The following is a 20,180-nucleotide window of genomic DNA, read 5'->3' on the forward strand; positions in this document are numbered from 1 at the left end:
GTCAGCAGGTGCAACGCACCGGCGACGAGGATGAGCACGCCTGCGAAGATCGTCATGTCGCCGACTACCGGGCGGGTGGTGATCGGACTGGTCATAACCCTCACTCCTTCCAAACGCGTCGGACACCCTCGGCTCAACGTAGCCGCTCGGCGAGGCCGATCGGCGCAGGTGAGCGGGCGGGTCAGACCGGCGCCGCGGCCGCGACGGCCACCGGGCGGCCGGTGACTTGCGGCACTGTCCGCCGCCCAGCGCTGCCGCGAATCGGCGAATCGGTGCCGCTGGCAACGCTTTCGCGGCCCAGGGGATGCGAACACCCAGCACCTGTGTGCCGGGTTGCCGACACCCCGTCCTGCTCACTCTCCGACCAAGTGGCAAATATTCAGCGATCATTCCGGGTCGTCGGCGCCGGTGTGACCGCCCACCGGCGCGTGCCGCACAATAGGGGGCCGCGAGCGCCGCGTCCCCCGCAATCTCATACCCGGCGGACGTGCACTGCGGCGACACAAGGTGTTGTGCTGTGCGGACATGTCACCCCCAAGGAGTAGTGTTCCGAGGGTAGACATTCCGTGACGGCAGCGTGCTGGGGAAAGGCGTGGAGGCAGGATGAAACTGATCGATCGGGTGTCGGCCATCAACTGGAATCGGGTGCCCGACGAAAAGGACGCCGAGGTCTGGGACCGGCTGACCGGCAACTTCTGGCTGCCGGAAAAGGTGCCGGTCTCCAACGACATCCCGTCGTGGAACACCCTCACCGCCGACGAGAAGCAGCTGACCATGCGGGTCTTCACCGGCCTGACCCTGCTGGACACCATCCAGGGCACGGTCGGCGCGGTGAGCCTGATCCCCGACGCGCTGACCCCGCACGAAGAGGCGGTGCTCACCAACATCGCGTTCATGGAGTCGGTGCACGCCAAGAGCTACAGCTCGATCTTCTCCACCCTGTGCTCCACCCGCGAGATCGATGAAGCGTTCCGCTGGTCGGAGGAGAACCGCAACCTCCAGCGCAAGGCCGAGATCGTGCTGGAGTACTACAACGGCGACGATCCGCTCAAGCGCAAGGTCGCCTCCACGCTGCTGGAGAGCTTCCTGTTCTATTCCGGCTTCTACCTGCCGATGCACTGGTCGTCGCGGGCCAAGCTCACCAACACCGCCGACATGATCCGGCTGATCATCCGGGACGAAGCGGTCCACGGCTACTACATCGGCTACAAGTACCAGAAGGGCCTCGAACTGGTCTCCCAGGCCGAGCGCGACGAACTCAAGAACTACACCTTCGAGCTGCTGTTCGAGCTCTACGACAACGAGGTCGAGTACACCCAGGACCTCTACGACGAGGTGGGCCTCACCGAGGACGTCAAGAAGTTCCTGCGCTACAACGCCAACAAGGCGCTGATGAACCTCGGCTACGAGGGCCTGTTCCCCAAGGACGAAACCGAGGTGAACCCCGCCATCCTCTCGGCGCTGTCCCCCAATGCCGACGAGAACCACGACTTCTTCTCCGGTTCGGGCTCGAGCTACGTCATCGGCAAGGCCGTGAACACCGAGGACGAGGACTGGGAGTTCTGAGCGAACTCACCTCGAGCCCGGTGCCCGCGATTCGGTCGCGGGCGCCGGGCTCGCGTCGTCTTCTCCGAGCTGGGACCGGTCTTCCCGATCGGATGCGGCCGCGCTGATCGGAAGCGCGGGCCGAGATCGCCGGCCCTCAGATTCCGAGCACCAACTTGGCCGTCGTGAAGTAGATGATCAGGCCGGTGGCGTCGACCAGGGTGGTGACCATCGGCGCGGAGACGACCGCCGGGTCGATGCGCAGTTTCTTGGCCAGCAGCGGCATGGTGCCGCCGATGGTGGCCGCCCAGCCGCAGATCAGGACCAGGGTGATGCCGACGACCAAGGCGATGCGCGGGCCGACGAACAGGGCGCCGATCGCCAGGCCCACCGAGGCCAGCAACGAGCCCAGCACCAGGCCGACCCGGCATTCCCGCCAGATCACCTTCAGCAGGTCCGACGCCCGGACCTCGCCGACGGCCACCGCGCGCACACAGGCGGTGGCGGCCTGCGCGCCCGCGTTGCCGCCCGCGCCGATCAGCAGCGGGATGAACAGCGCCAGGTGCGCGGCCTGCTGCAAGGTGCCCTCGAAGAAATCGGTCACGCTCACGGTGAGTGTCGCCGCGAACAGCAACAGCAGCAGCCACAGCGCGCGGTAGCGGGCCAGCTGAAACACCCCGGCGGCCATGTAGTGGCCCTCCCACGGGGCAGACCCCGCCTGCAGCGCGACGTCCTCGCTGTCGGCGGCCTCGATCACCTCGACCGCGTCATCGATGGTGAGCAGCCCGACCAACCGGTCCTCACTGTCGACCACCGGGAGGTTGATGTCGTTGGTCTCGCGCATCAGCCGGGCGGCCTTCTCCGCCGAATCGGTGGCGCGCGCGTAAGCGGGCTCGGTGACGACCAGTTCCGACACCATCGTCTCGGGCTTGCTGAGCACCAGCTCCCGCAGTTCGACGATCCCGGTCAGCCGCCTGCCCGCGTCGACGACGGGCAGGGTGTACACCGTCTCCGCGTTGCCGCCCTTGGTGCGCACCATGCCGAGCGCTTCGGCCACCGTGAGGTCGCGCGGCAGCGCCACCACCTCCGGCGTCATGTACTGGCCCGCCGAGCCCTCTGGATAGCCCAGCAGGCTCGCGGTCATCCGCCGCTCGCGCGGACTCAGCCCGGCCAGCGCCTTCTTGGCGACTTTGGCGGGCGCCTCGCGCAGCATGCGGGCGCGGTCGTCGGGCGCCATGCCCTCGACCAGGTCGCGGAAGCTCTGATCGCGCAGCCCCTGCAGGATCTGCTGCTGGTCCACCGGCTCGAGTTCCTCGAATACGGCCAGCGCCAGATCTTTGTCGAGCAGGCGGAACGCCATCCCGGCGCGCACCGCGTCCATGCGGGCGAGCTGATCGGCGATGACGTGCGGCGGGTGGTTGCCGAGCCAGTCCAGCGCGGCGTCCACGCGACGGGTATCGACGATGTCCTGCAGGGATTCGGACAGCGTCGGACGTACTTCGATGATGTCGGTCTGCGACATGAGAGGACCTCAGCACATGCGTGAGTGAACGGAGAGCTCGAGATTCACACCGCGGGCGCCGGCCCCTGCCGTCGCGACCTGATCAGGAATGCGAAGGGGCGGCGCCGCGCGGCCTTCGACTGGGAGGTTCGCTGCGCATCGCTACCCCACCTCCCTCTCGTCGTCGCCGCGGATCTCGGAATCCGCACCACAAGGCTCAACATCGCACGGACGCGAAAACGTCCTCGCGTAGCTTACATCGCTTCGGAGACAATGATCACCTTACGACCCGCGGTTGTGACCGAAGCCGCTCCGCGCCGAGCACAACCCTTCGGTCACCGATGTTGTCGGCACGGTGGAAAAGCCCCCGCATGCCGGAATCACAGGGTTACACGCAGTCGGCGTCGAACTGTTGCTCCCATGGCTGGGAACCGGGACAGTGTTTGCCAAGCAGGCTCGCACCGACGCCCGCGGCACCTCAGCACAGCTCACGGAAGTCCCCGTATGTCGACAGCAACCGCATTGATCCGCCGCCGCGCGGTCGACTTCATGCGCGTTCCGCACGGAATCTGTTGCCGCTGAAGCAGCGCGGCCCAGGTCTGTGACCGAATCCCGCGCGGTCGTCCACCGCCGCATCGCTCCGCTGTGGTGTCGCCGGATGCCGGGCATCGAATCGCACGGCGTCCTCTCGTCTTCGAAAGAACGAACAATGCCTTTCCCCCTACCCACCCGGCGCGTCGCCCGCGCGCTCGCCACCGCTGCCGCCGTGCTCACCGGCCTGTCCGTGCTCACCGGATGCGGGGAGTCCGCGCCCGCCAAGACCGCCGACGGCAAGACCGTGCTGCGCTACCAAGGCAGCACCGGACAGGTGAACCATTTCGAGCTGGCCGACGACCTCGGCTTCTTCACGATGATCAGCCTGCACTGGGAGGGCGACACCACCAGTGGCCCCGCCAATATCCAGGCCGCGGCGACCAACCAGGTCGATGTCGGCAGCGCGTTCAACGGCGCGGTGGTGAAGCTGATCGCGGGCGGGGCGAAGGTCACCTCGGTGCTGAGTTCCTATGGCGCGGACGAGCAGTCGTTCACCGGCTACTACGTGCGCGACGACTCCCCCATCACCTCGGCCCGCGATCTGATCGGCAAGAAGGTCGCCGTCAACACGCTCGGCGCGCACCACGAATTCATCACCAGGGAGTGGCTGCATCAGCAGGGCCTCACCGACGACGAGATCGAGCAGGTGCAGCTGGTCGTCGTGCCGCCGGCCAACACCGAGGACGCGTTGCGCAAGGGGCAGGTCGACGTCGGCGCCCTGGGCAGCGTCTTCCGCGACACCGCCCTCCAGCGCGGCGGTCTGCACCCGCTGTACACCGACAAAGCCATCTCCGGCACGTTCGACTACGGCACTTACGTCTTCCGCGACGACTTCATCGCCCAGAATCCCGAGGTCGTGGCGGACTTCGTGCAGGGCACCGCCCGCGCGATCCGCTGGTTGCAGGTGACGCCGCGCGATCAGGTGCGCGAGCGGTTCGTTCAGATCATCGGCAAGCGCGGCCGCAACGAGAACACCAACCTGGTGCCGTACTGGCTCAGCTCCGGCATCCCCGTGCCGGGTGCGGTGGTCGCCGAGAAGGAACTGCAGATCTGGATCGACTGGCTGGTGCGCAACGGCGAACTGCCGAACGGCAAGTTGCGGGCCGCTGACCTCTACACCAACAAGTTCAACCCGTACGCCAACGGCAAGTACCAGCCGGAGGCGGGACCGACCGGAGAGGTGGTGGCCGCGAGATGACCACGGCGACGAAACTATCGCTTATCGGAGTGCACAAGCATTTCGCGGTGCGCGGTTCCCGGGAGCGGTTCACCGCGCTCGAGGACATCTCGCTGGAGCTGCGCGAGGGCGAGTTCCTGGTCCTGGTCGGGCCGAGCGGCTCCGGCAAGTCGACGCTGCTGGATTTGCTCGGCGGACTGAGCAAGCCGACCTCCGGGGAGATCCTGCTGGACGGCAGGCCGATCACCGGGCCGGGGCTGGACCGCGGCATCGTCTTCCAGCAGTACGCGCTGCTGCCCTGGCGAACGGCCCGCGCCAATATCGAATTCGGTTTGGAGGCCAAGGGTTTGCGCCGCAAGGCGCGGCGCGAGCTCGCCGAGCGTTATCTGGAACTGGTCGGGCTCTCCGGCTTCGGCGAGCGCTACCCGCACGAACTGTCCGGCGGCATGAAGCAGCGAGTCGCGATCGCGCGCAGCCTCGCCTTCGATCCCGAGGTGCTGCTGATGGACGAACCGTTCGCCGCCCTCGACGCGCAGACCAGGGAATCGCTGCAGGACGAGCTGTTGCGCATCTGGCGGGCCACCGGCAAGACCGTCCTGTTCATCACCCACGGCATCGACGAAGCGGTGTATCTCGGCCAGCGAGTCGCCGTGCTGACGTCGCGGCCCGGCCGGATCAAGGCCATCGTCGACGTCGAGATCGACCGGGACACCGACGACGACGTCCGCTCGTCCGAACGCTTCCGGGACTACCGCCACGAGATCTGGACATTGCTGCACAGCGAAGTTCAGCGGGCGGCGAGCCTGGAGCTCGAGTCCTTGTCCGACCACCCGGTCGACGTCGAAGCCACCCTCGAGAGGACGGCCCATGTCTAGTGCCATTCAGCTGAGCGAGCGGCCGGTGCGCGAGCACGCGGCCGCGCCGACCCGACCGATCCCGGCGCGACCGGCCGAGGCGGAACCCACTGCCGTGGGGCAAGCGCTGCGGGCGGTGAGCCGGTTCGCTTGGCGGGTGTTCAAACCGACCGTCGTGATCGCGCTGTTCTTGCTGCTGTGGCAGGTCGCCCCGACGCTCGGGCTGGTGGACGAGGTGTTCCTGCCGCCGTTCTCCGTGGTCGCTCACGCGTTCGCCGACCTGGTGGCCAGCGGTGAGATGTGGACTCACCTCTCCGCGAGCCTGAACCGGTCGCTGGCGGGGTACTCGCTCGCGTTGCTCGCCGGTATTCCGGTGGGCATCGCGATCGCCTGGTACAAGCCGGTGGCGGATTTCCTCAGCCCGATCCTGGAGCTGTTCCGCAACACCGCGGCGCTGGCGTTGCTTCCGGTCTTCCTGCTGATTCTGGGCATCGGCGAGACCTCGAAGGTCGCCATCGTGCTCTACGCCAGCTTCTTCCCGATTCTGCTGAACACCATCACGGGCGTGCGCACCGTCGATCCGCTGCTCGTCAAATCCGCCGCGTCGCTGGGGTTCTCACCGTTGCGCCTGTTCCAGAAGGTGATTCTGCCCGCGGCGCTGCCGTCGGTCTTCACCGGTCTGCGGATGGCCGCCGCCAGTTCGATCCTCGTGCTGCTGGCCGCCGAGATGTTCGGGGCGAGGGCGGGGCTCGGCTACCTGATCACCGCCGCCCAGCAAAACTTCGCGATCCCGAACATGTACGCGGGAATCCTCGCCATCTCGCTGCTCGGCCTCGGCTTCAACGGCCTGCTGGTCACCATCGAACGCCGCCTGTCGCGGTGGCGCGCCCCGGCGAACGGTTGACCATGACCGCCCCTGACCAGGCTCGGCGCGGGCGGAAGACGGTCGTCGTCCGAGCGCTGACCAGACGACGCGTCGTCGACTTCATGCGGACGTGCGGCAGCGCTTGTCACACGGCCGAACACCCGCTTCTCCGGCTGGAGCCGACCCTGAACCGCTACCCCGAAACGAGTTCTTCCGATGACCGCCGTACCCGAAACCCCCGTCTCGAACACCACCGATGACGCGGTGCGCGTCGCACCCGTCGCCGGTTACATCGGCGCCGACGTCTCCGGCGTCGATCTGCGTGAGCCGTTGACCGACCAGCAGGTCGCGGTCATCACCGACGCCCTGCACACCTACAAGGTGCTGTTCTTCCGCGACCAGCGCATCGACCACGCCCAGCAGATCGCCTTCTCCCGCCGGTTCGGCGCGGTCACGCCGTCGCACCCGTACGACGACGACGCGCCGACCGAGCACCCGGAGATCCTCGCGGTCGACAGCAGGCTGTACGAGAAGCGCTTCGGTGTGCGGAAATTCAGCTACACCAATCACTGGCACACCGATGTCTCCGCGCTGATCAACCCGCCCGCGGCCTCGATCCTGCGCGCCGAGATCGCCCCGGCGCGAGGCGGCGACACCGGCTGGACGAATCTCGTCGCCGCCTGCGAGAACCTGCCGGAGGCGCTGAAGCGGTTCGTCGAGGGGCTGCGCGCCGAGCACCGCTTCGGCGGCAGCAGGCCGGTCTGGGACGCCGACAGCGACTACGCGAAGAAAGTCGCGGCCACGCCGCTGATCACCGAGCATCCGGTCGTCCGGGTGCACCCGGTGACCGGCGAGCGGGCGCTGTTCGTCAACCCGGGCTTCACCACCCGGATCGTCGGCCTCCGGCCGAGTCAGAGCGACGCGGTGCTGAAACTGCTGTTCGACGAGGTGACCAACCCGGCGTACACGGTCCGGTTCCGCTGGGAGGCGGGCAGTCTGGCGTTCTGGGACAACCGCGCCACCGCGCATCTCGCGCCGAGCGACCTCGACCATCTCGATGTCACCCGGGTGCTGTACCGCACGACGCTGGAGGGCGACATCCCGGTCGGCGTCGACGGCGAGCCATCGAAGTCCATCGCCGGAGTGAAGTTCACCGGCGCGTAGAACCGGACCAGGATCGGCCGGACGCCTCGCGAGCGTTCGGCCGACCTCGGGCTCCGCGACCGCGACCGGCGAGTCGGCCGATATCGAGGTCGCCGCGCTGTGCACCTGCCGCGCCGCCGCGTGCGGCCACCTCACCGATGGCGTCCCGAGCGCTCGGTCACGGTGGGTGGTCATGCCGGGTAGCCGGCAGTTCGGCGGAACCGAGGCCAATGGGTCGAGCCGTTCACCGACACCCGAGACGAGCGGCGGATTCTCGGCTTCGCCCCGACCGCGATCACGCCGGATCGGTCGTCTCCAGCACCGCGCGCTCCACATCGTCCCAGGTCGGGACGTGGCGCACCCATGCGGGGATCGGCTCGGCCTGCACGCCGAACAGGAGCCGGTACGGCACCAGATCGCGCAGGGCGCGGTGCACGTCGAGACGGTCATCGATCATGTGCGTGATGCCGAGTTCGGCGCAGTGCAACGCCTTGTCCGCCCGGGCCCGGCAGAAGCGCACATTGCCGGGCGCGATTCCGGTCCGGTCGTAGAAATCGTGATGATCGAGCCACTGGCGGGTGCGCTGTTCGATCCGTGGTCCACATTTGGAGATGACCCACGCGCGGCCCTCGAAGCGCCGGACCAGGCGCGGCAGGACATCGAAAGCGCCCGCGCCGGGCGGCGTGCGCAGCGCCTGCTCGAGCCCGCCGGAGAGGAATACCGTGTCCTCGTCGCCCGGCGCCGAGGCCGCGCCTTGGATCACTCGGCCGAAATCGACGCCGAGTCTGGGTTGTCTTCCTTCGTTCGAATGTCTTACTTCGTTCATACGGTTCCAGCGTGCGGCATCCGCCCTGTCGCCCGCCAGTGAGTTTCCTTCGCGTCGGGACTGTGCCGGACCGCCATCGGGCTCACCCTTCGCTTCATCGGCGCGGCAATCCGGCTCGCGACGACCGGTGACGCGGACTACGCCAGCGCCGCACGTGGCCGGAATTCGGTGCGTCGAGCGCCGAACGGTTGCCAGCGCGCGGCGGACTGGGAACAGTGAGGTAGGGAAGCCGCGGCGCTCGCCGTGGCGGTTCGAGTACACACGGAGGAGATTTTCGTGCGCTTCGGCATCTTCGTTCCGCAGGGTTGGCGGCTCGATCTGGTGGGCATCCACCCGGCGGACCAGTGGGGGGTGATGCGCGACCTCGCCCAGCGCGCCGACGCGAACCCGGTGTGGGAATCGCTGTGGGTGTACGACCATTTCCACACCGTCCCGGTCCCCACCGAGGAGGCGACACACGAAGCGTGGACGCTGATGTCGGCGTTCGCCGCCGCCACCGCACGTGTCCGGTTGGGCCAGATGTGTACCGCGATCAGCTACCGCAACCCGGCCTACCTGGCCAAAGTGGCCGCGACGGTCGACCTGATCTCCGGCGGCCGCGTCGAGATGGGCATCGGCGGCGGCTGGTACGAACACGAGTGGCGCGCCTACGGCTACGGCTTCCCGTCCGCGGGCGAACGGCTGGGCCGCCTGGACGAGGGTGTGCAGATCTTCCGGCAGGCCTGGACCACGGGCTCGGCCACCCTCGACGGCAAGTACTACCAGGTCGACGGCGCGATCGTCCGTCCGCTTCCCCTGCAGGAGGGCGGCATTCCGCTCTGGGTCGCGGGAGGCGGCGAGAAGAAGACGCTGCGCATCGCGGCGAAATACGCGCGGTACACCAACTTCGGCGCCGACCCCGCCGAGTTCACCCGCAAGTCCGAGATCCTGCGCGCGCACTGCGCGGAAGTCGGCACCGACTTCGACGCCATCGTGCGCTCGTCGAACTTCAACGTCGCGATCGGCTCGACCCAGGCCGAGGTCGAGGATCGTCTCGCGACGCTGGCCGCGCGCCTCACCCCCGTCCTCGGCGCCGCCCCCGCCAAGTCCTACGTCGCCCAGCTGCACGACGGCGGCGCCGCCACCGGCACCCCCGACCAGATCATCGAGAAGCTACGCCGAGTCCGCGACCTCGGCCTCGGCTACGCCATCCTCAACTTCCCCGAAGCCGCCTACGACACCTCCGGCATCGAACTCTTCGAACGCGAAGTGATCCCGGCCCTGCGTTGATCATGCAAGGCACACCCCACGAGCGGTTGAGCCCCGAATTCGTGGAACTCCCGCCCTGCCCGAACCCCGGCCAGCCCTGGCCAACCCGGGGTAGCCCGATCCCCTCTTACCCGCCCCACCCGAAGCGAGTCTTACGAGCGACCGTTCGCGGCCGTCTCGCGGCCGAGCGATCGAAGCGCATGCGCCGAAGGCGCGAGTCTCGATCGCTCGGCCGCGAGACACCAAGGGCCGCGAACACGCAGCGCCGCAGGCGCTGCCAAACAACTCAGCGCTTGCGGCCGACCGCGCTCCAGCAGTTGACTTGCGCGTCCAGCCATGTGGGGGATTCGGTGCCCGGGCGCCACTGGTTGGAGACGACGATTCCTGGCTCGAGTAGTTCCAGGCCGGTGAAGAAGCGGGCGAATTCGTTTTTCGTGCGCGCTTGGGCGTAGACCCCGCTCTGGCGATATACGTTCAGGGCGTTGGTGATGATTTCCGGTTCGAGGTCGGCGGTGATGTGCGAGACCGCGAGGAACGAACCCGGCGCGAAGGCATCCAGCAGCGTCTCGACGATGCCGTAGGGGTCCTGGTCGTCGGACAGGAAATGCAGTACCGCGACCAGACTCACCGCCACCGGACTCTTCAGGTCGAGGGTGTCGGTGAGCTCGGGCGCGGACAGGATCGCTTCGGGGTTCGTCAGATCGGCGTCGATGTAAGCCGTGCGTCCTTCCGGCGTACCGGTGAGCAGGGCGCGGGCATGGCTCAGGACGATCGGATCGTTGTCCACGTAGACCACTCGCGCTTCGGGACTCGGCGCCTGTGCCACCTGGTGCAGGTTCGGCTCGGTGGGGATGCCGGTGCCGATGTCGAGGAACTGTGTCACGCCCAGCGCGGTGAGGGCGTTCACCGCGCGGTGCATGAACTGCCGGTTCTGCCGGGCCGCGACCCGGGCGGTGGGAAACGCCGCGATCACTTTCTCGGCCGCGTCCCGGTCCACCTGGTAGTGGTCTTTCCCACCCAGGACGTAGTCGTATATCCGGGCGCTGCTCGGCACGCTCGGGTCGTGGATCGGCCGAGGCGGCTCGCCGTTGCTGCCGAGATGAGTCATCGTCGTTCCTATCCCTACCGAATCGGCCTCCGCGTCAGCATATTCCAGTCGCGTCCCGGGCACTGCCGCCACCGGCGCGAACGCGGCATCGAATCGGACGACGGTGGACTGCCGTCCTTCAGGGCACCGCGTCGGGAGCGGCGAAGCGCATGCGATCTCGGCGGCCGAAATGCGAACCAGGGGCTCACCCAGTGGGAAGCCCCTGTTCGCTACCGCGGAATTACAGCATGCAGGACACGCAACCCTCGACTTCGGTTCCCTCCAGAGCCATCTGGCGCAGCCGGATGTAGTAGAGGGTCTTGATTCCCTTGCGCCAGGCGTAGATCTGGGCGCGGTTGAGATCGCGGGTGGTGGCGGAGTCCTTGAAGAACAGCGTCAGCGACAGGCCCTGGTCCACGTGCTGGGTAGCTGCGGCGTAGGTGTCGATGATCTTCTCGTAGCCGATCTCGTAGGCGTCCTCGTAGTACTCGAGGTTGTCGTTGGTCATGTAGGGCGCCGGGTAGTAGACGCGCCCGATCTTGCCTTCCTTGCGGATCTCGATCTTCGACGCCACCGGGTGGATGGAGCTGGTGGAGTGGTTGATGTAGGAGATCGACCCGGTCGGCGGGACCGCCTGCAGGTTCTGGTTGTAGATGCCGTGCGCCATGACCGAGGCCTTCAGCTCGCGCCAGTCCTCCTGGGTCGGAATGTGCACGCCCGCGTCGGCGAACAGCTGCCGGACGCGATCGGTCTTCGGCTCCCACGCCTGGTCGGTGTACTTGTCGAAGTACTCGCCGCTGGCGTATTTCGATTCGGGGAAGCCGCCGAAGTACGCGCCGCGTTCGATCGCGATCCGGTTCGACGCCCTGATCGCGTGATAGACCACGGTGTAGAAGTAGATGTCGGTGAAGTCGATGCCCTCTTCGGACCCGTAGTGGATCCGTTCGCGCGCCAGGTAGCCGTGCAGGTTCATCTGCCCGAGGCCGATGGCGTGCGAGAGGTTGTTGCCCTGCTCGATGGAGGGCACCGAGTAGATGTGGGTCTGGTCGGACACCGCGGTCAGCGCCCGGATGGCCACCTCGATGGTCTGCGCGAAGTCGGGTGAGTCCATCGTCTTGGCGATGTTCAGCGACCCGAGGTTGCAGGAGATGTCCTTGCCCACCTTGGCGTAGGACAGGTCGTCGTTGAATTCCGACGGCGTGGAGACCTGCAGGATCTCCGAGCACAGGTTGGAGTGGGTGATCTTGCCCGCGATCGGGTTGGCCCGGTTCACCGTGTCCTCGAACATGATGTACGGGTAGCCGGACTCGAACTGCAGCTCGGCGATGGTCTGGAAGAACTCGCGCGCCTTGATCTTCGACTTGCGGATGCGCTTGTCGTCGACCATCTCGTAGTACTTCTCGGTGACGTCGATGTCGGCGAAGGGCTTGCCGTAGATGCGCTCGACGTCGTAAGGCGAGAACAGGTACATGTCCTCGTTCTTCTTGGCCAGCTCGAAGGTGATGTCCGGGATGACCACGCCCAGCGAGAGGGTCTTGATGCGGATCTTCTCGTCCGCGTTCTCCCGCTTGGTGTCCAGGAACCGGTAGATGTCCGGGTGGTGCGCGTGCAGGTATACCGCGCCCGCCCCCTGACGCGCGCCGAGCTGGTTGGCGTAGGAGAAGGAGTCCTCGAGCAACTTCATGATCGGGATGACGCCCGAGCTCTGGTTCTCGATCTTCTTGATCGGCGCGCCGTGCTCGCGGATGTTGCTCAGCAGCAACGCGACCCCGCCGCCGCGCTTGGACAGCTGCAGCGCGGAGTTGATGGAGCGCCCGATGGACTCCATATTGTCCTCTATGCGCAGGAGGAAACAGCTGACCGGCTCGCCGCGCTGTTTCTTGCCCGAGTTCAGGAAGGTCGGGGTGGCCGGTTGGAAGCGGCCGTCGATGATCTCCTCGACCAACCTGCCCGCCAGCGCCTCGTCACCGGCGGCGAGGGTGAGCGCGACCATGCACACCCGGTCCTCGAACCGCTCCAGGTAGCGCTTGCCGTCGAAGGTCTTCAGCGTGTACGAGGTGTAGTACTTGAACGCGCCGAGGAAGGTCGGGAACCGGAACTTCTTGGCGTAGGCCTGTTGGAACAGTTTCTTGATGAACTCGCGGCTGTACTGCTCGAGGACCTCGGCCTCGTAGTAGTTCTCGTCGATCAGGTAGTCCAGCTTCTCGTCCAGGTTGTGGAAGAAGACGGTGTTCTGATTGACGTGCTGCAAGAAGTACTGGTGGGCGGCCTCGCGGTCCTTGTCGAACTGGATCTCCCCGTTCGGACCGTACAGGTTCAGCATCGCGTTGAGGGCGTGGTAGTCGAGAACCTCGCCCGCTTCGGCGCCGCGGACCGGGGGCTGCTCTAAGCGAGCTGTTTTTCCGGCCGGTGCTGTCGTTGCTGTTGCCAAAACAATCCCAATCCCTCTCGGACGCGTTCGACGTCCTCAGCGGTTCCCATGAGTTCGAAGCGATACAGGTACGGCACGCCGCACTTGCGTGCGATCAGTTCGCCCGCGTAGCAGAAGGTGTCGCCGAAGTTCGTGTTCCCCGCCGCGATGACGCCACGCAGCAGCGCCCGGTTGTGCGGGTCGTTGAGGAACTTCGCGACCTGCCGCGGCACGAAATCCTTGTCGGAACGGTCGCCCCCCAGCACGTGCCGACCGCCCCCATAGGTGGGGACGATCAGCACGTACGGTTCGTCTACGCGCAGCGAGTCGGCGGTGTGCAGTGGTATGCGAGCCGCCGGGAGACCCAGCTTCTCGACGAAGCGATGCGTGTTCTCCGAAGCGCTGGAGAAGTAGACCAGCGCCGTCGTCTCCGGCATGGTCGCCTTCCTCTCTCGTCGAGCGCCGTGGCGCTCGCCCTTCGGATGAACCGGAAGCGCTGCGGCGCTCAGGCCGCCACGGTCGCGAGCGACTTGATGCGGTCGGGACGGAAGCCCGACCAGTGATCGTCCCCGGCCACCACTACCGGCGCCTGCAGGTACCCGAGTGCCATGACGAAGTCACGCGCCTCGTCGTTCTCCGAGATGTCGATGACCTCGTAGTCCACCCCGGCCTTGTCGAGGGCCTTGTAGGTGGCGTTGCACTGGACGCAAGCGGGCTTGGTGTACACGGTGACGGTCATTGATGTCCCTCTCTCCTTGTGCCTGATCCACAGCCTGAGATCCGTATGCATTGCACGATCGACGTATGCTGCGCAAACTCCTGGAGCCGGACTCGAATCCCCTGATCAGCCATGGATGACCGACTCCTGGGGGGTGGGGCCTCGCACCGTCTTCCAGTAGCGAAGACACTACACCTAGTGGCCGACAGATTCCTACAACACGACATGTAGCGAGTCACATCGATGAAATTCCACCGAGAGAAGTACCAGCACGCTCGATTCACCCCCGAATCAAACAGTGGCGCAGATCACTGTTCAGCGAGCTAGCATACTTTCAGCAAACCCTCGGGCGAACGAAGAGGGCCACCGCTGCACCCGCAGCGATGACCCTCGTCCGAGACCGGAGATGGAGCTTACACCGACGCCAGTTCGCCGCGCGTCGCCTCGACCAGCTCGCGCACGGTTGCGGCCAGCTGGGTCAGCGCTTCGGCGTCGTCACGCGGATGCCCGGCGCCGAAGCGCTCGCCGATGACGCCGAAGTGCAGATGCGCCGACTCGACCACCCGCGCGCCCGCCACACCGAGCGCCTTGACCGCGTCGCCGTGCGCCCACTGCGCCGCGTTCGGGCTGATCGAGGCGCTCACCACGGCGGTGGGCTTGCCCTGGATCGCGCCGGCGCCGTACGGGCGGGAAGCCCAATCGATCGCGTTCTTCAGCACCGCCGACAGCGTGCCGTTGTACTCCGGCGTCACCACCAGCAGGCCGTCCGCCTCGGCGACGGCGTCCCGCAGCGCCTGCGCGGCCGCGGGAACGGCGCCCGGGACATCGATGTCCTCGTTGTAGAACGGGACGTCGGCGAGGCCGTCGTAGAGAGTGACCTCGACACCGTCCGGTGCGGTCTGCGCCGCGGCCTCAGCGAGCCGCCGGTTGACCGAGGCGGCGCGCAGGCTTCCGACGAGGGCGAGGATGCGGGTCCCGGCCTCACCGGAGCCGTTGGACTCGGCGTTGATGATTCGCTCGCTACGCTCGCTCATGACGTCTCCTGGTGTACTGAATGGTGTGGTGTCCTTACGTTCACCACACACTAACCGGACCGTAGTCCGATTACTTCCCGCGGAGTTTGCGTGAGCGCTGTGAACTACCCCACATCCGACGCGTCCATATCCGGTCCGCGCCGGCTGCTCGATGTCGGCGCGCCGCTGCCCGGCACGTCGGAGCCCGCCGAGCGCGCCGACGCGGCGCGCAACCGCAGGCTGCTGCTGGACGCCGCGCAGCAGCTGGTGCGTGAGCAGGGCGTGGACAGCCTCACCATGGACGCGCTGGCCAAACGCGCCGGAGTCGGCAAAGGCACGGTGTTCCGCCGGTTCGGCAGCCGGTCCGGGCTGATGCTCGCCCTGCTGGACCACTCCGAGCGCAAGTACCAGGAGGCGTTCATCTTCGGACCGCCGCCGCTCGGTCCCGGTGCGCCTCCGGTGGAACGGCTGGTGGCCTTCGGGCGGACCCGGCTGCTTGACATCGAAGTGGAAGGCGAGCTGCACCGCGCCGCCGAACTCGGCGAGGCCGGTGACCGCTATTCCGGCGGCCCGTACGGATTGCTGCGCGCGCACGTCGTGATGCTGTTGCGCCAGGCCGACGCGCCCGGAGATCTCACGCTCCTCGCCGATTGGCTGCTGGCGATGCTGGGCGCGGCGCTGATCCTGCACCAGATGCGGGTGCTCGGCTATACCCGCGAACAGATCGGCGACAACTGGGAGAGCGTCGTTCGGCGCGTTGTCGTCCGGTGATCGGCCAGTAGACTCGGGCGCCATGCGGAACCTGCGCGAACAGATCATCAGTGAATTGGGCGTCCGCCCCACCATCGAACCGAAGGACGAGGTACGCCGCCGGATCGATTTCCTCAAGGATTATCTGAACGCCACTCCCGCACGAGGTTTCGTCCTCGGTATCAGCGGTGGGCAGGACAGCGCGCTCGCCGGTCGGCTGTGCCAGCTCGCGGTCGAGGAACTGCGCGCCGACGGCGTCGACGCGACCTTCCTCGCCGTCCGGCTGCCCTACGGCGTACAGGCCGACGAGGCCGACGCCCGGACCGCGATGGCCTTCGTCCGGCCCGATCGGCAGGTCGTGGTGAACATCCGCCCCAGCGCCAACGCGGCGGCCGCCGAGGCGGCGTCGGCGTTGCAGGTGGACAACCTGCGCGACTTCGTGCGCGGCAACATCAAAGCGCGGGAACGCATGGTGCTCCAGTACGCGCTGGCCGGACAGGAGAACCTGCTCGTGATCGGCACCGACCATGCCGCCGAGGCGGTCACCGGTTTCTTCACCAAGTACGGCGACGGCGGCGTCGACCTGACCCCGCTGACCGGTCTCACCAAGCGTCAGGGCGCCGCGCTGCTGCAGGAACTCGGCGCGCCCGCCGGCATCTGGTCCAAGGTGCCCACCGCCGACCTGGAGGACGACCGGCCCGCCCTGCCCGACGAGGAAGCACTGGGCCTGCGCTACAGCGAGATCGACGACTACCTCGAGGGCAAGGAGGTCACCCCCGAGGTCGCCGAGCGGCTGGAGAAGATCTTCCGCGACACCCGCCACAAGCGCACCGTCCCGGTGACCCCGCTGGACACCTGGTGGCGTTGAGCGTCTAGGCCGCCGACTCGCACTCCGCGAGACGTCGCGCCAGAAACCGCCGCACCTGGTCGTTTCCCGCCAGTTCCAGCGCCGCCCGGTAGTGCGGCACCGCCTCTCGCGGGCGGCCGCCGCGCCGCAGCAGATCGGCGCGCGTCGCGGCGATCACGTGCGACCCGGCCAATCGCGGGTCGCGGGCGACCTCGTCGAGGGCGGCCAGGCCCGCGTCGAATCCACGGGAGAATCCCACGGCGACGGCGCGGTTCACCGACACGGCCGGTGACGGGGTGAGCCGGAGCAACTCGTCGTACCCGGCGACGACAGCGTGCCAATCGGTCCGCTCCCAGGTCGGCGCCGTGGCGTGCGCGGCGGCGATACGCGCCTGCACCAGGTACGGACCGGAGCCGTCGGTTTCGGCGGATCGCAGACAGGCCAGGCCCGCCCGGATCTTCGCGTGGTCCCACCGGGCGCGATCCTGCTCCTCCAGCGGTACCGATTCCCCGCCGGCGCGTCGGCGCTGCTCCCGGCGACTGTCCTGCAACAGCATCAGCGCCAGCAAAGCGTGCGCCTCGGGCTCGCGCGGCAGCAACCGGCACAGCAGCCTACCGAGCCGAAGGGCCTCGTCGCACAGCTCGTCTCGCACCGCGGTTTGTCCCGAAGTGGCGCAGTAGCCTTCGGTGAACACCAGGTACACGCACGCCAGCACACCCGGTACCCGCTCGGGCATCAGATGCGCGGGCGGTACCCGCAAGGGGATGCCCGCCTGCCGGATCTTCGCCTTCGCGCGCGTCAGCCGTTGCGCCACCGTCTGTTCCGGCTGCAGGAAAGCACGTGCGATCTCGGCGGTCCGCAACCCGCACACCAGGCGCAGGGTCAAGGCCACCTGCGCGGGCCGCGCCAGCGCCGGGTGGCAGCAGGCGAAGATCATCCGCAGCTGGTCGTCCGGCACCGCGGACACCTCATCCTCCTCGCCCGGCGCCCGGGCGCGGACCGCGTCGAATTCCTTGGACGCTCGCACCGATTCGCGCCGTAGCCGGTCCAGCGCCCGATTCCGCGCGGCCGTGGTGATCCACGCCCCCGGATTCGACGGCAGCCCGCGTTCCGGCCAGGTGCGCACGGCGTCGGCGAACGCCTCCTGCACGGCGTCCTCGGCCAGTCCGATGTCGCCGACCGTCCTGGCCACCGTCGCCAGAGCCCGGCCGAACTCGGCGCGGTAGACGGCGTCGATGGTCGCGGCCGGGCCCGTCCGCACCGTCAGTCGCCCAGGTCCACGACTCGGCGCAGCTCGGTGCGCCCGCGTTCGCCGATCGGGATGACCGCCGCGATCTCCGCCGCCTGCTCGCGGTCCGGCGCGGCGAACAGGTACAGCCCGTCGACCACTTCGGCCAGTTCCGCGTACGGCCCGTCGGTGAGCAGCAGTTTTCCGTCGCGTACCCGCACCGTGGTCGCCGAGGACGGCGGTCGCAGCGCCCCGCCGCCCCGAATGGCCGCCGCGTACTTCGCGCCGAAGCGCTCGTGCTCGGCGACGGCGGCGTCCCACTCCGGAGTGCCCGGCGCGATCACCGCGTCCGGAGCTTCCCACAGCAGGGCCAGCCACCAATCCGCGCGCGGGGTGTCGTGCGGCGACCACATCACCATGGGGCGCACCTCGATCGCTCCGTGCTCGGCCGCGGGCACCTGACGCGCCAGCTGGATGGCCTCGTCCAGGTCGGCGGCCTCGAAGACGTAGAACCCGCCGACGACCTCGGCCTGCTCGGTGAACGGGCCGTCGGTGACGAGCGTGCGCCCGCCCGCGCGCCGGATGTGCAGCGCGTCGGCGGAGGGGAACAGCGCCACACCGCCCGCTATCGCGGCGCCCGCGCGCTGCTCGAACTCCGCGTACCTCGCCACTTCGGTGTCGAACTCCGGTGTGCCGGGCCGGACCGCCGACTCCTCTTCGCGTCCTGCCATGATCGCCAGGTAGTGCATAGCGTCATCCTTCCTCGCTTCGAGGGGCTCGGATACCCCTGATACTCGGACGACGAACCGCACTCGCCGTTTTCTACACACCCGCGCGAGAAATTTCGCGGGGTCTCAGCAGACCGGTTCACCCTCTCCCGTGGCGGTGGCGCGCAGCAGGTCGCGGGGTCAGCTCGAAATCGATTCGCTCCGGCGCGCGGAAGCGCAGGCACCCTTTACCCATGTCGTGACCGGCCAAGCGGTCGGTGAAAGCGGCGCGCACGTCGGTGCCTCCCGGCGCGTTTCGGGCGCCTCGCCCAGATAGCCGTCGACATCGCTCGCCTTGCTCCGCACCACAGCGCGACTGTAGACCGCCGCGTGCCAGGGCGCGGCTTATCCGCCCGCGAAAGGGGGCAGGACGTCGACGCGGGGGCTGAGCGCGGCCGTGGGGTCCCGGGTGAGTTCGTCGCCGATCAGGTAGGCGCACACCGACAGCATCTTGTCCAGGTCGGGCCCATAGGTCGCCGACAGGGTCGCGCGCAAGTCGGCCACCGTGGCTCCGGCCGGGAAGTCGAGGGTTTCGCTGTCCTTGCCGACGGCGTCGGCGATGGCGGCGAAATAGCGGATCTCAACCACCGATGGCTCCCATCGTCCGTTCCGGAGGAACGAAGCCCTCGGCGTCGATGCCGTGACCTGCCCACTTGTTCCACATCGCACCGCGCCACAGATTCGCGACCTCCTCGTCGCCCGCGCCGGAGCGCAGCGCCTGGCGCAAGTCGAACTCCTGATCGCTGAACAGGCAGGATCGCAGCATGCCGTCCGCGGTGAGCCGGGTGCGGTCGCAGGTGTCGCAGAACTTGCGGGTGACGGTGGCGATGATGCCCACGGTGCCGGGGCCGCCGTCGACCAGCCATTTCTCCGCCGGAGCCGACGGATCGGCGCGGCCGGCCTCGGTGAGGTCGAACCGGGCGCCGAGCACGTCGAGCAGTTCGGCGGCGGTGACCATGTTGGCGCGCGCCCACTCGTGGTCGGCGTCGAGCGGCATCTCCTCGATGAAACGCAGTTCGCAGCCCTCGTCCAGGCACCAGCGCAGCAGATCAGCCGCGCCGGCGAGGGTTTGACGCATCAGGACGGCGTTGACCTTGATCGGGGCCAGTCCCGCGACACGGGCGGCGCGGATGCCCGCGAACACCGATTCCAAGCGGTCGCGGCGCGTCAACCGGGCGAAACCGGCCCGGTCGACGGTGTCCAGCGACACGTTCACCCGATGCAGGCCCGCGGCGGCGAGGCCGAACGCGCGGTGCTCGAGCCCGATGCCGTTGGTCGTCATGGCCAGCGGGACGTGCGGCACCTCGGCATGACAGCCGGAGATGATGTGTTCCAGGTCGCGGCGCATCAGCGGCTCACCGCCGGTGAAGCGGACCTCACGCACGCCCAGGTCCCGCACCGCCAAGCGCACCAGCCGCACGATCTCGTCCACCGTGAGCAGTTCGTGCCGGGGGATCTCCGGCAGCCCCTCCTCCGGCATGCAGTACGTACACCGCAGCGAGCACTTCTCGGTGATGGACACGCGGAGGTCGCGGGCGACGCGCCCGAAACGATCCAGCAAGTAGGGGGTGTCGGGACGGCCGGCGAGCGAGGGACGCCCGGAACGC

Annotated in this window: 19 protein-coding genes; 8 read left to right on the forward strand and 11 right to left on the reverse strand. The window is 67.9% G+C overall.

Annotated elements, in window-relative coordinates; all coding sequences use genetic code 11:
• Positions 1-603: 603 nt before the first annotated feature.
• Positions 604-1,566 (forward strand): class 1b ribonucleoside-diphosphate reductase subunit beta, encoded by a 963-nt coding sequence (gene nrdF / locus ON27_RS19560; RefSeq protein ID WP_043729419.1) that lies wholly within the window; start codon positions 604-606, stop codon positions 1,564-1,566.
• Between the two features lie 136 nt (positions 1,567-1,702).
• Here nrdF and mgtE read toward each other — a convergent pair whose 3' ends face one another.
• A complete protein-coding gene (mgtE, locus tag ON27_RS19565) occupies positions 1,703-3,067 on the reverse strand; it encodes a magnesium transporter (RefSeq protein ID WP_043729421.1) in 1,365 nt (454 codons plus the stop codon).
• A gap of 688 nt (positions 3,068-3,755) precedes the next feature.
• On the opposite strand from mgtE, the gene ON27_RS19570 reads away from it, so the two are divergent.
• From ON27_RS19570 to ON27_RS19585, 4 genes are all read left to right on the forward strand, one after another.
• Positions 3,756-4,838 carry an ABC transporter substrate-binding protein gene (locus tag ON27_RS19570; protein ID WP_043729425.1) on the forward strand — a complete coding sequence of 361 codons (1,083 nt, stop codon included), beginning with the start codon at positions 3,756-3,758 and terminating at the stop codon, positions 4,836-4,838.
• Entirely contained in the window at positions 4,835-5,692 is an 858-nt protein-coding gene (locus tag ON27_RS19575; protein ID WP_043729428.1) for an ABC transporter ATP-binding protein, read from the forward strand. The genes ON27_RS19570 and ON27_RS19575 overlap by 4 nt, the downstream gene beginning before the upstream one ends.
• On the forward strand, positions 5,685-6,575 hold the full coding sequence (locus tag ON27_RS19580; RefSeq protein ID WP_043729430.1) for an ABC transporter permease: 891 nt from the start codon (positions 5,685-5,687) through the stop codon (positions 6,573-6,575). Before ON27_RS19575 ends, ON27_RS19580 begins: the two co-directional genes overlap by 8 nt.
• Before the next feature lie 177 nt (positions 6,576-6,752).
• Positions 6,753-7,700 carry a TauD/TfdA dioxygenase family protein gene (locus tag ON27_RS19585; protein WP_043729433.1) on the forward strand — a complete coding sequence of 316 codons (948 nt, stop codon included), beginning with the start codon at positions 6,753-6,755 and terminating at the stop codon, positions 7,698-7,700.
• Positions 7,701-7,974: 274 nt separating this feature from the next.
• On the opposite strand, the gene ON27_RS19590 is transcribed toward ON27_RS19585, so the two are convergent.
• Positions 7,975-8,505, reverse strand: a complete 531-nt coding sequence (locus ON27_RS19590) for a hypothetical protein (protein WP_043729435.1) — start codon at positions 8,503-8,505, stop codon at positions 7,975-7,977.
• Positions 8,506-8,781: 276 nt separating this feature from the next.
• Between ON27_RS19590 and ON27_RS19595 the strand changes: the two genes are divergently transcribed.
• The gene (locus ON27_RS19595) at positions 8,782-9,774 is read left to right on the forward strand and encodes an LLM class F420-dependent oxidoreductase (RefSeq protein WP_043729437.1); all 993 of its coding nucleotides are present in this window, start codon (positions 8,782-8,784) and stop codon (positions 9,772-9,774) included.
• Between the two features lie 265 nt (positions 9,775-10,039).
• Here ON27_RS19595 and ON27_RS19600 read toward each other — a convergent pair whose 3' ends face one another.
• From ON27_RS19600 to ON27_RS19620, 5 genes are all read right to left on the reverse strand, one after another.
• On the reverse strand, positions 10,040-10,861 hold the full coding sequence (locus ON27_RS19600) for an SAM-dependent methyltransferase (protein WP_043729440.1): 822 nt from the start codon (positions 10,859-10,861) through the stop codon (positions 10,040-10,042).
• A 220-nt stretch (positions 10,862-11,081) separates the two neighbouring features.
• Entirely contained in the window at positions 11,082-13,163 is a 2,082-nt protein-coding gene (gene nrdE, locus ON27_RS19605) for a class 1b ribonucleoside-diphosphate reductase subunit alpha (RefSeq protein ID WP_245560014.1), read from the reverse strand.
• Positions 13,164-13,225: 62 nt separating this feature from the next.
• The gene (gene nrdI, locus ON27_RS19610) at positions 13,226-13,687 is read right to left on the reverse strand and encodes a class Ib ribonucleoside-diphosphate reductase assembly flavoprotein NrdI (RefSeq protein WP_043729445.1); all 462 of its coding nucleotides are present in this window, start codon (positions 13,685-13,687) and stop codon (positions 13,226-13,228) included.
• Between the two features lie 68 nt (positions 13,688-13,755).
• Entirely contained in the window at positions 13,756-13,989 is a 234-nt protein-coding gene (gene nrdH, locus ON27_RS19615; RefSeq protein WP_043729459.1) for a glutaredoxin-like protein NrdH, read from the reverse strand.
• 392 nt (positions 13,990-14,381) lie between these two features.
• A complete protein-coding gene (locus ON27_RS19620) occupies positions 14,382-15,002 on the reverse strand; it encodes an NAD(P)H-dependent oxidoreductase (protein ID WP_051046778.1) in 621 nt (206 codons plus the stop codon).
• A gap of 144 nt (positions 15,003-15,146) precedes the next feature.
• Between ON27_RS19620 and ON27_RS19625 the strand changes: the two genes are divergently transcribed.
• Both ON27_RS19625 and nadE read left to right on the forward strand, forming a co-directional pair.
• Positions 15,147-15,752: a TetR/AcrR family transcriptional regulator gene (locus ON27_RS19625; RefSeq protein WP_043729463.1), complete on the forward strand. Its 606-nt coding sequence runs from the start codon at positions 15,147-15,149 to the stop codon at positions 15,750-15,752.
• Between the two features lie 22 nt (positions 15,753-15,774).
• A complete protein-coding gene (gene nadE, locus ON27_RS19630) occupies positions 15,775-16,599 on the forward strand; it encodes an NAD(+) synthase (RefSeq protein WP_043729448.1) in 825 nt (274 codons plus the stop codon).
• Positions 16,600-16,603: 4 nt separating this feature from the next.
• Here nadE and ON27_RS19635 read toward each other — a convergent pair whose 3' ends face one another.
• The 4 genes from ON27_RS19635 to moaA form a co-directional block, all read right to left on the reverse strand.
• Complete coding sequence (locus ON27_RS19635; RefSeq protein ID WP_043729451.1) at positions 16,604-17,839, reverse strand: RNA polymerase sigma factor; 1,236 nt, start codon at positions 17,837-17,839, stop codon at positions 16,604-16,606.
• 2 nt (positions 17,840-17,841) lie between these two features.
• A complete protein-coding gene (locus ON27_RS19640) occupies positions 17,842-18,555 on the reverse strand; it encodes a YciI family protein (protein WP_043729453.1) in 714 nt (237 codons plus the stop codon).
• Positions 18,556-18,918: 363 nt separating this feature from the next.
• A complete protein-coding gene (locus ON27_RS19645) occupies positions 18,919-19,161 on the reverse strand; it encodes a MoaD/ThiS family protein (RefSeq protein ID WP_043729457.1) in 243 nt (80 codons plus the stop codon).
• The coding region (moaA, locus tag ON27_RS19650) for a GTP 3',8-cyclase MoaA (RefSeq protein ID WP_043729465.1) at positions 19,154-20,180 on the reverse strand (1,027 nt) is incomplete at its 5' end. The genes ON27_RS19645 and moaA, both read right to left, overlap by 8 nt.

This window comes from Nocardia asiatica NBRC 100129 (genome assembly GCF_000308415.1).
GTDB classification, from domain to species: domain Bacteria; phylum Actinomycetota; class Actinomycetes; order Mycobacteriales; family Mycobacteriaceae; genus Nocardia; species Nocardia asiatica.

Bases quoted from the DNA above. Each gene is read 5' to 3' on its own strand.
- ON27_RS19575 (WP_043729428.1), top strand. From the start codon at position 4,835: ATGACCACGGCGACGAAACTATCGCTTATCGGAGTGCACAAGCATTTC.
- ON27_RS19590 (WP_043729435.1), bottom strand. From the start codon at position 8,505: ATGAACGAAGTAAGACATTCGAACGAAGGAAGACAACCCAGACTCGGC.
- ON27_RS19600 (WP_043729440.1), bottom strand. From the start codon at position 10,861: ATGACTCATCTCGGCAGCAACGGCGAGCCGCCTCGGCCGATCCACGAC.
- ON27_RS19585 (WP_043729433.1), top strand. From the start codon at position 6,753: ATGACCGCCGTACCCGAAACCCCCGTCTCGAACACCACCGATGACGCG.
- nadE (WP_043729448.1), top strand. From the start codon at position 15,775: ATGCGGAACCTGCGCGAACAGATCATCAGTGAATTGGGCGTCCGCCCC.
- nrdI (WP_043729445.1), bottom strand. From the start codon at position 13,687: ATGCCGGAGACGACGGCGCTGGTCTACTTCTCCAGCGCTTCGGAGAAC.
- ON27_RS19570 (WP_043729425.1), top strand. From the start codon at position 3,756: ATGCCTTTCCCCCTACCCACCCGGCGCGTCGCCCGCGCGCTCGCCACC.
- ON27_RS19620 (WP_051046778.1), bottom strand. From the start codon at position 15,002: ATGAGCGAGCGTAGCGAGCGAATCATCAACGCCGAGTCCAACGGCTCC.
- ON27_RS19580 (WP_043729430.1), top strand. From the start codon at position 5,685: ATGTCTAGTGCCATTCAGCTGAGCGAGCGGCCGGTGCGCGAGCACGCG.
- nrdH (WP_043729459.1), bottom strand. From the start codon at position 13,989: ATGACCGTCACCGTGTACACCAAGCCCGCTTGCGTCCAGTGCAACGCC.
- nrdF (WP_043729419.1), top strand. From the start codon at position 604: ATGAAACTGATCGATCGGGTGTCGGCCATCAACTGGAATCGGGTGCCC.
- ON27_RS19640 (WP_043729453.1), bottom strand. From the start codon at position 18,555: ATGCACTACCTGGCGATCATGGCAGGACGCGAAGAGGAGTCGGCGGTC.
- nrdE (WP_245560014.1), bottom strand. From the start codon at position 13,163: ATGCTGAACCTGTACGGTCCGAACGGGGAGATCCAGTTCGACAAGGAC.
- mgtE (WP_043729421.1), bottom strand. From the start codon at position 3,067: ATGTCGCAGACCGACATCATCGAAGTACGTCCGACGCTGTCCGAATCC.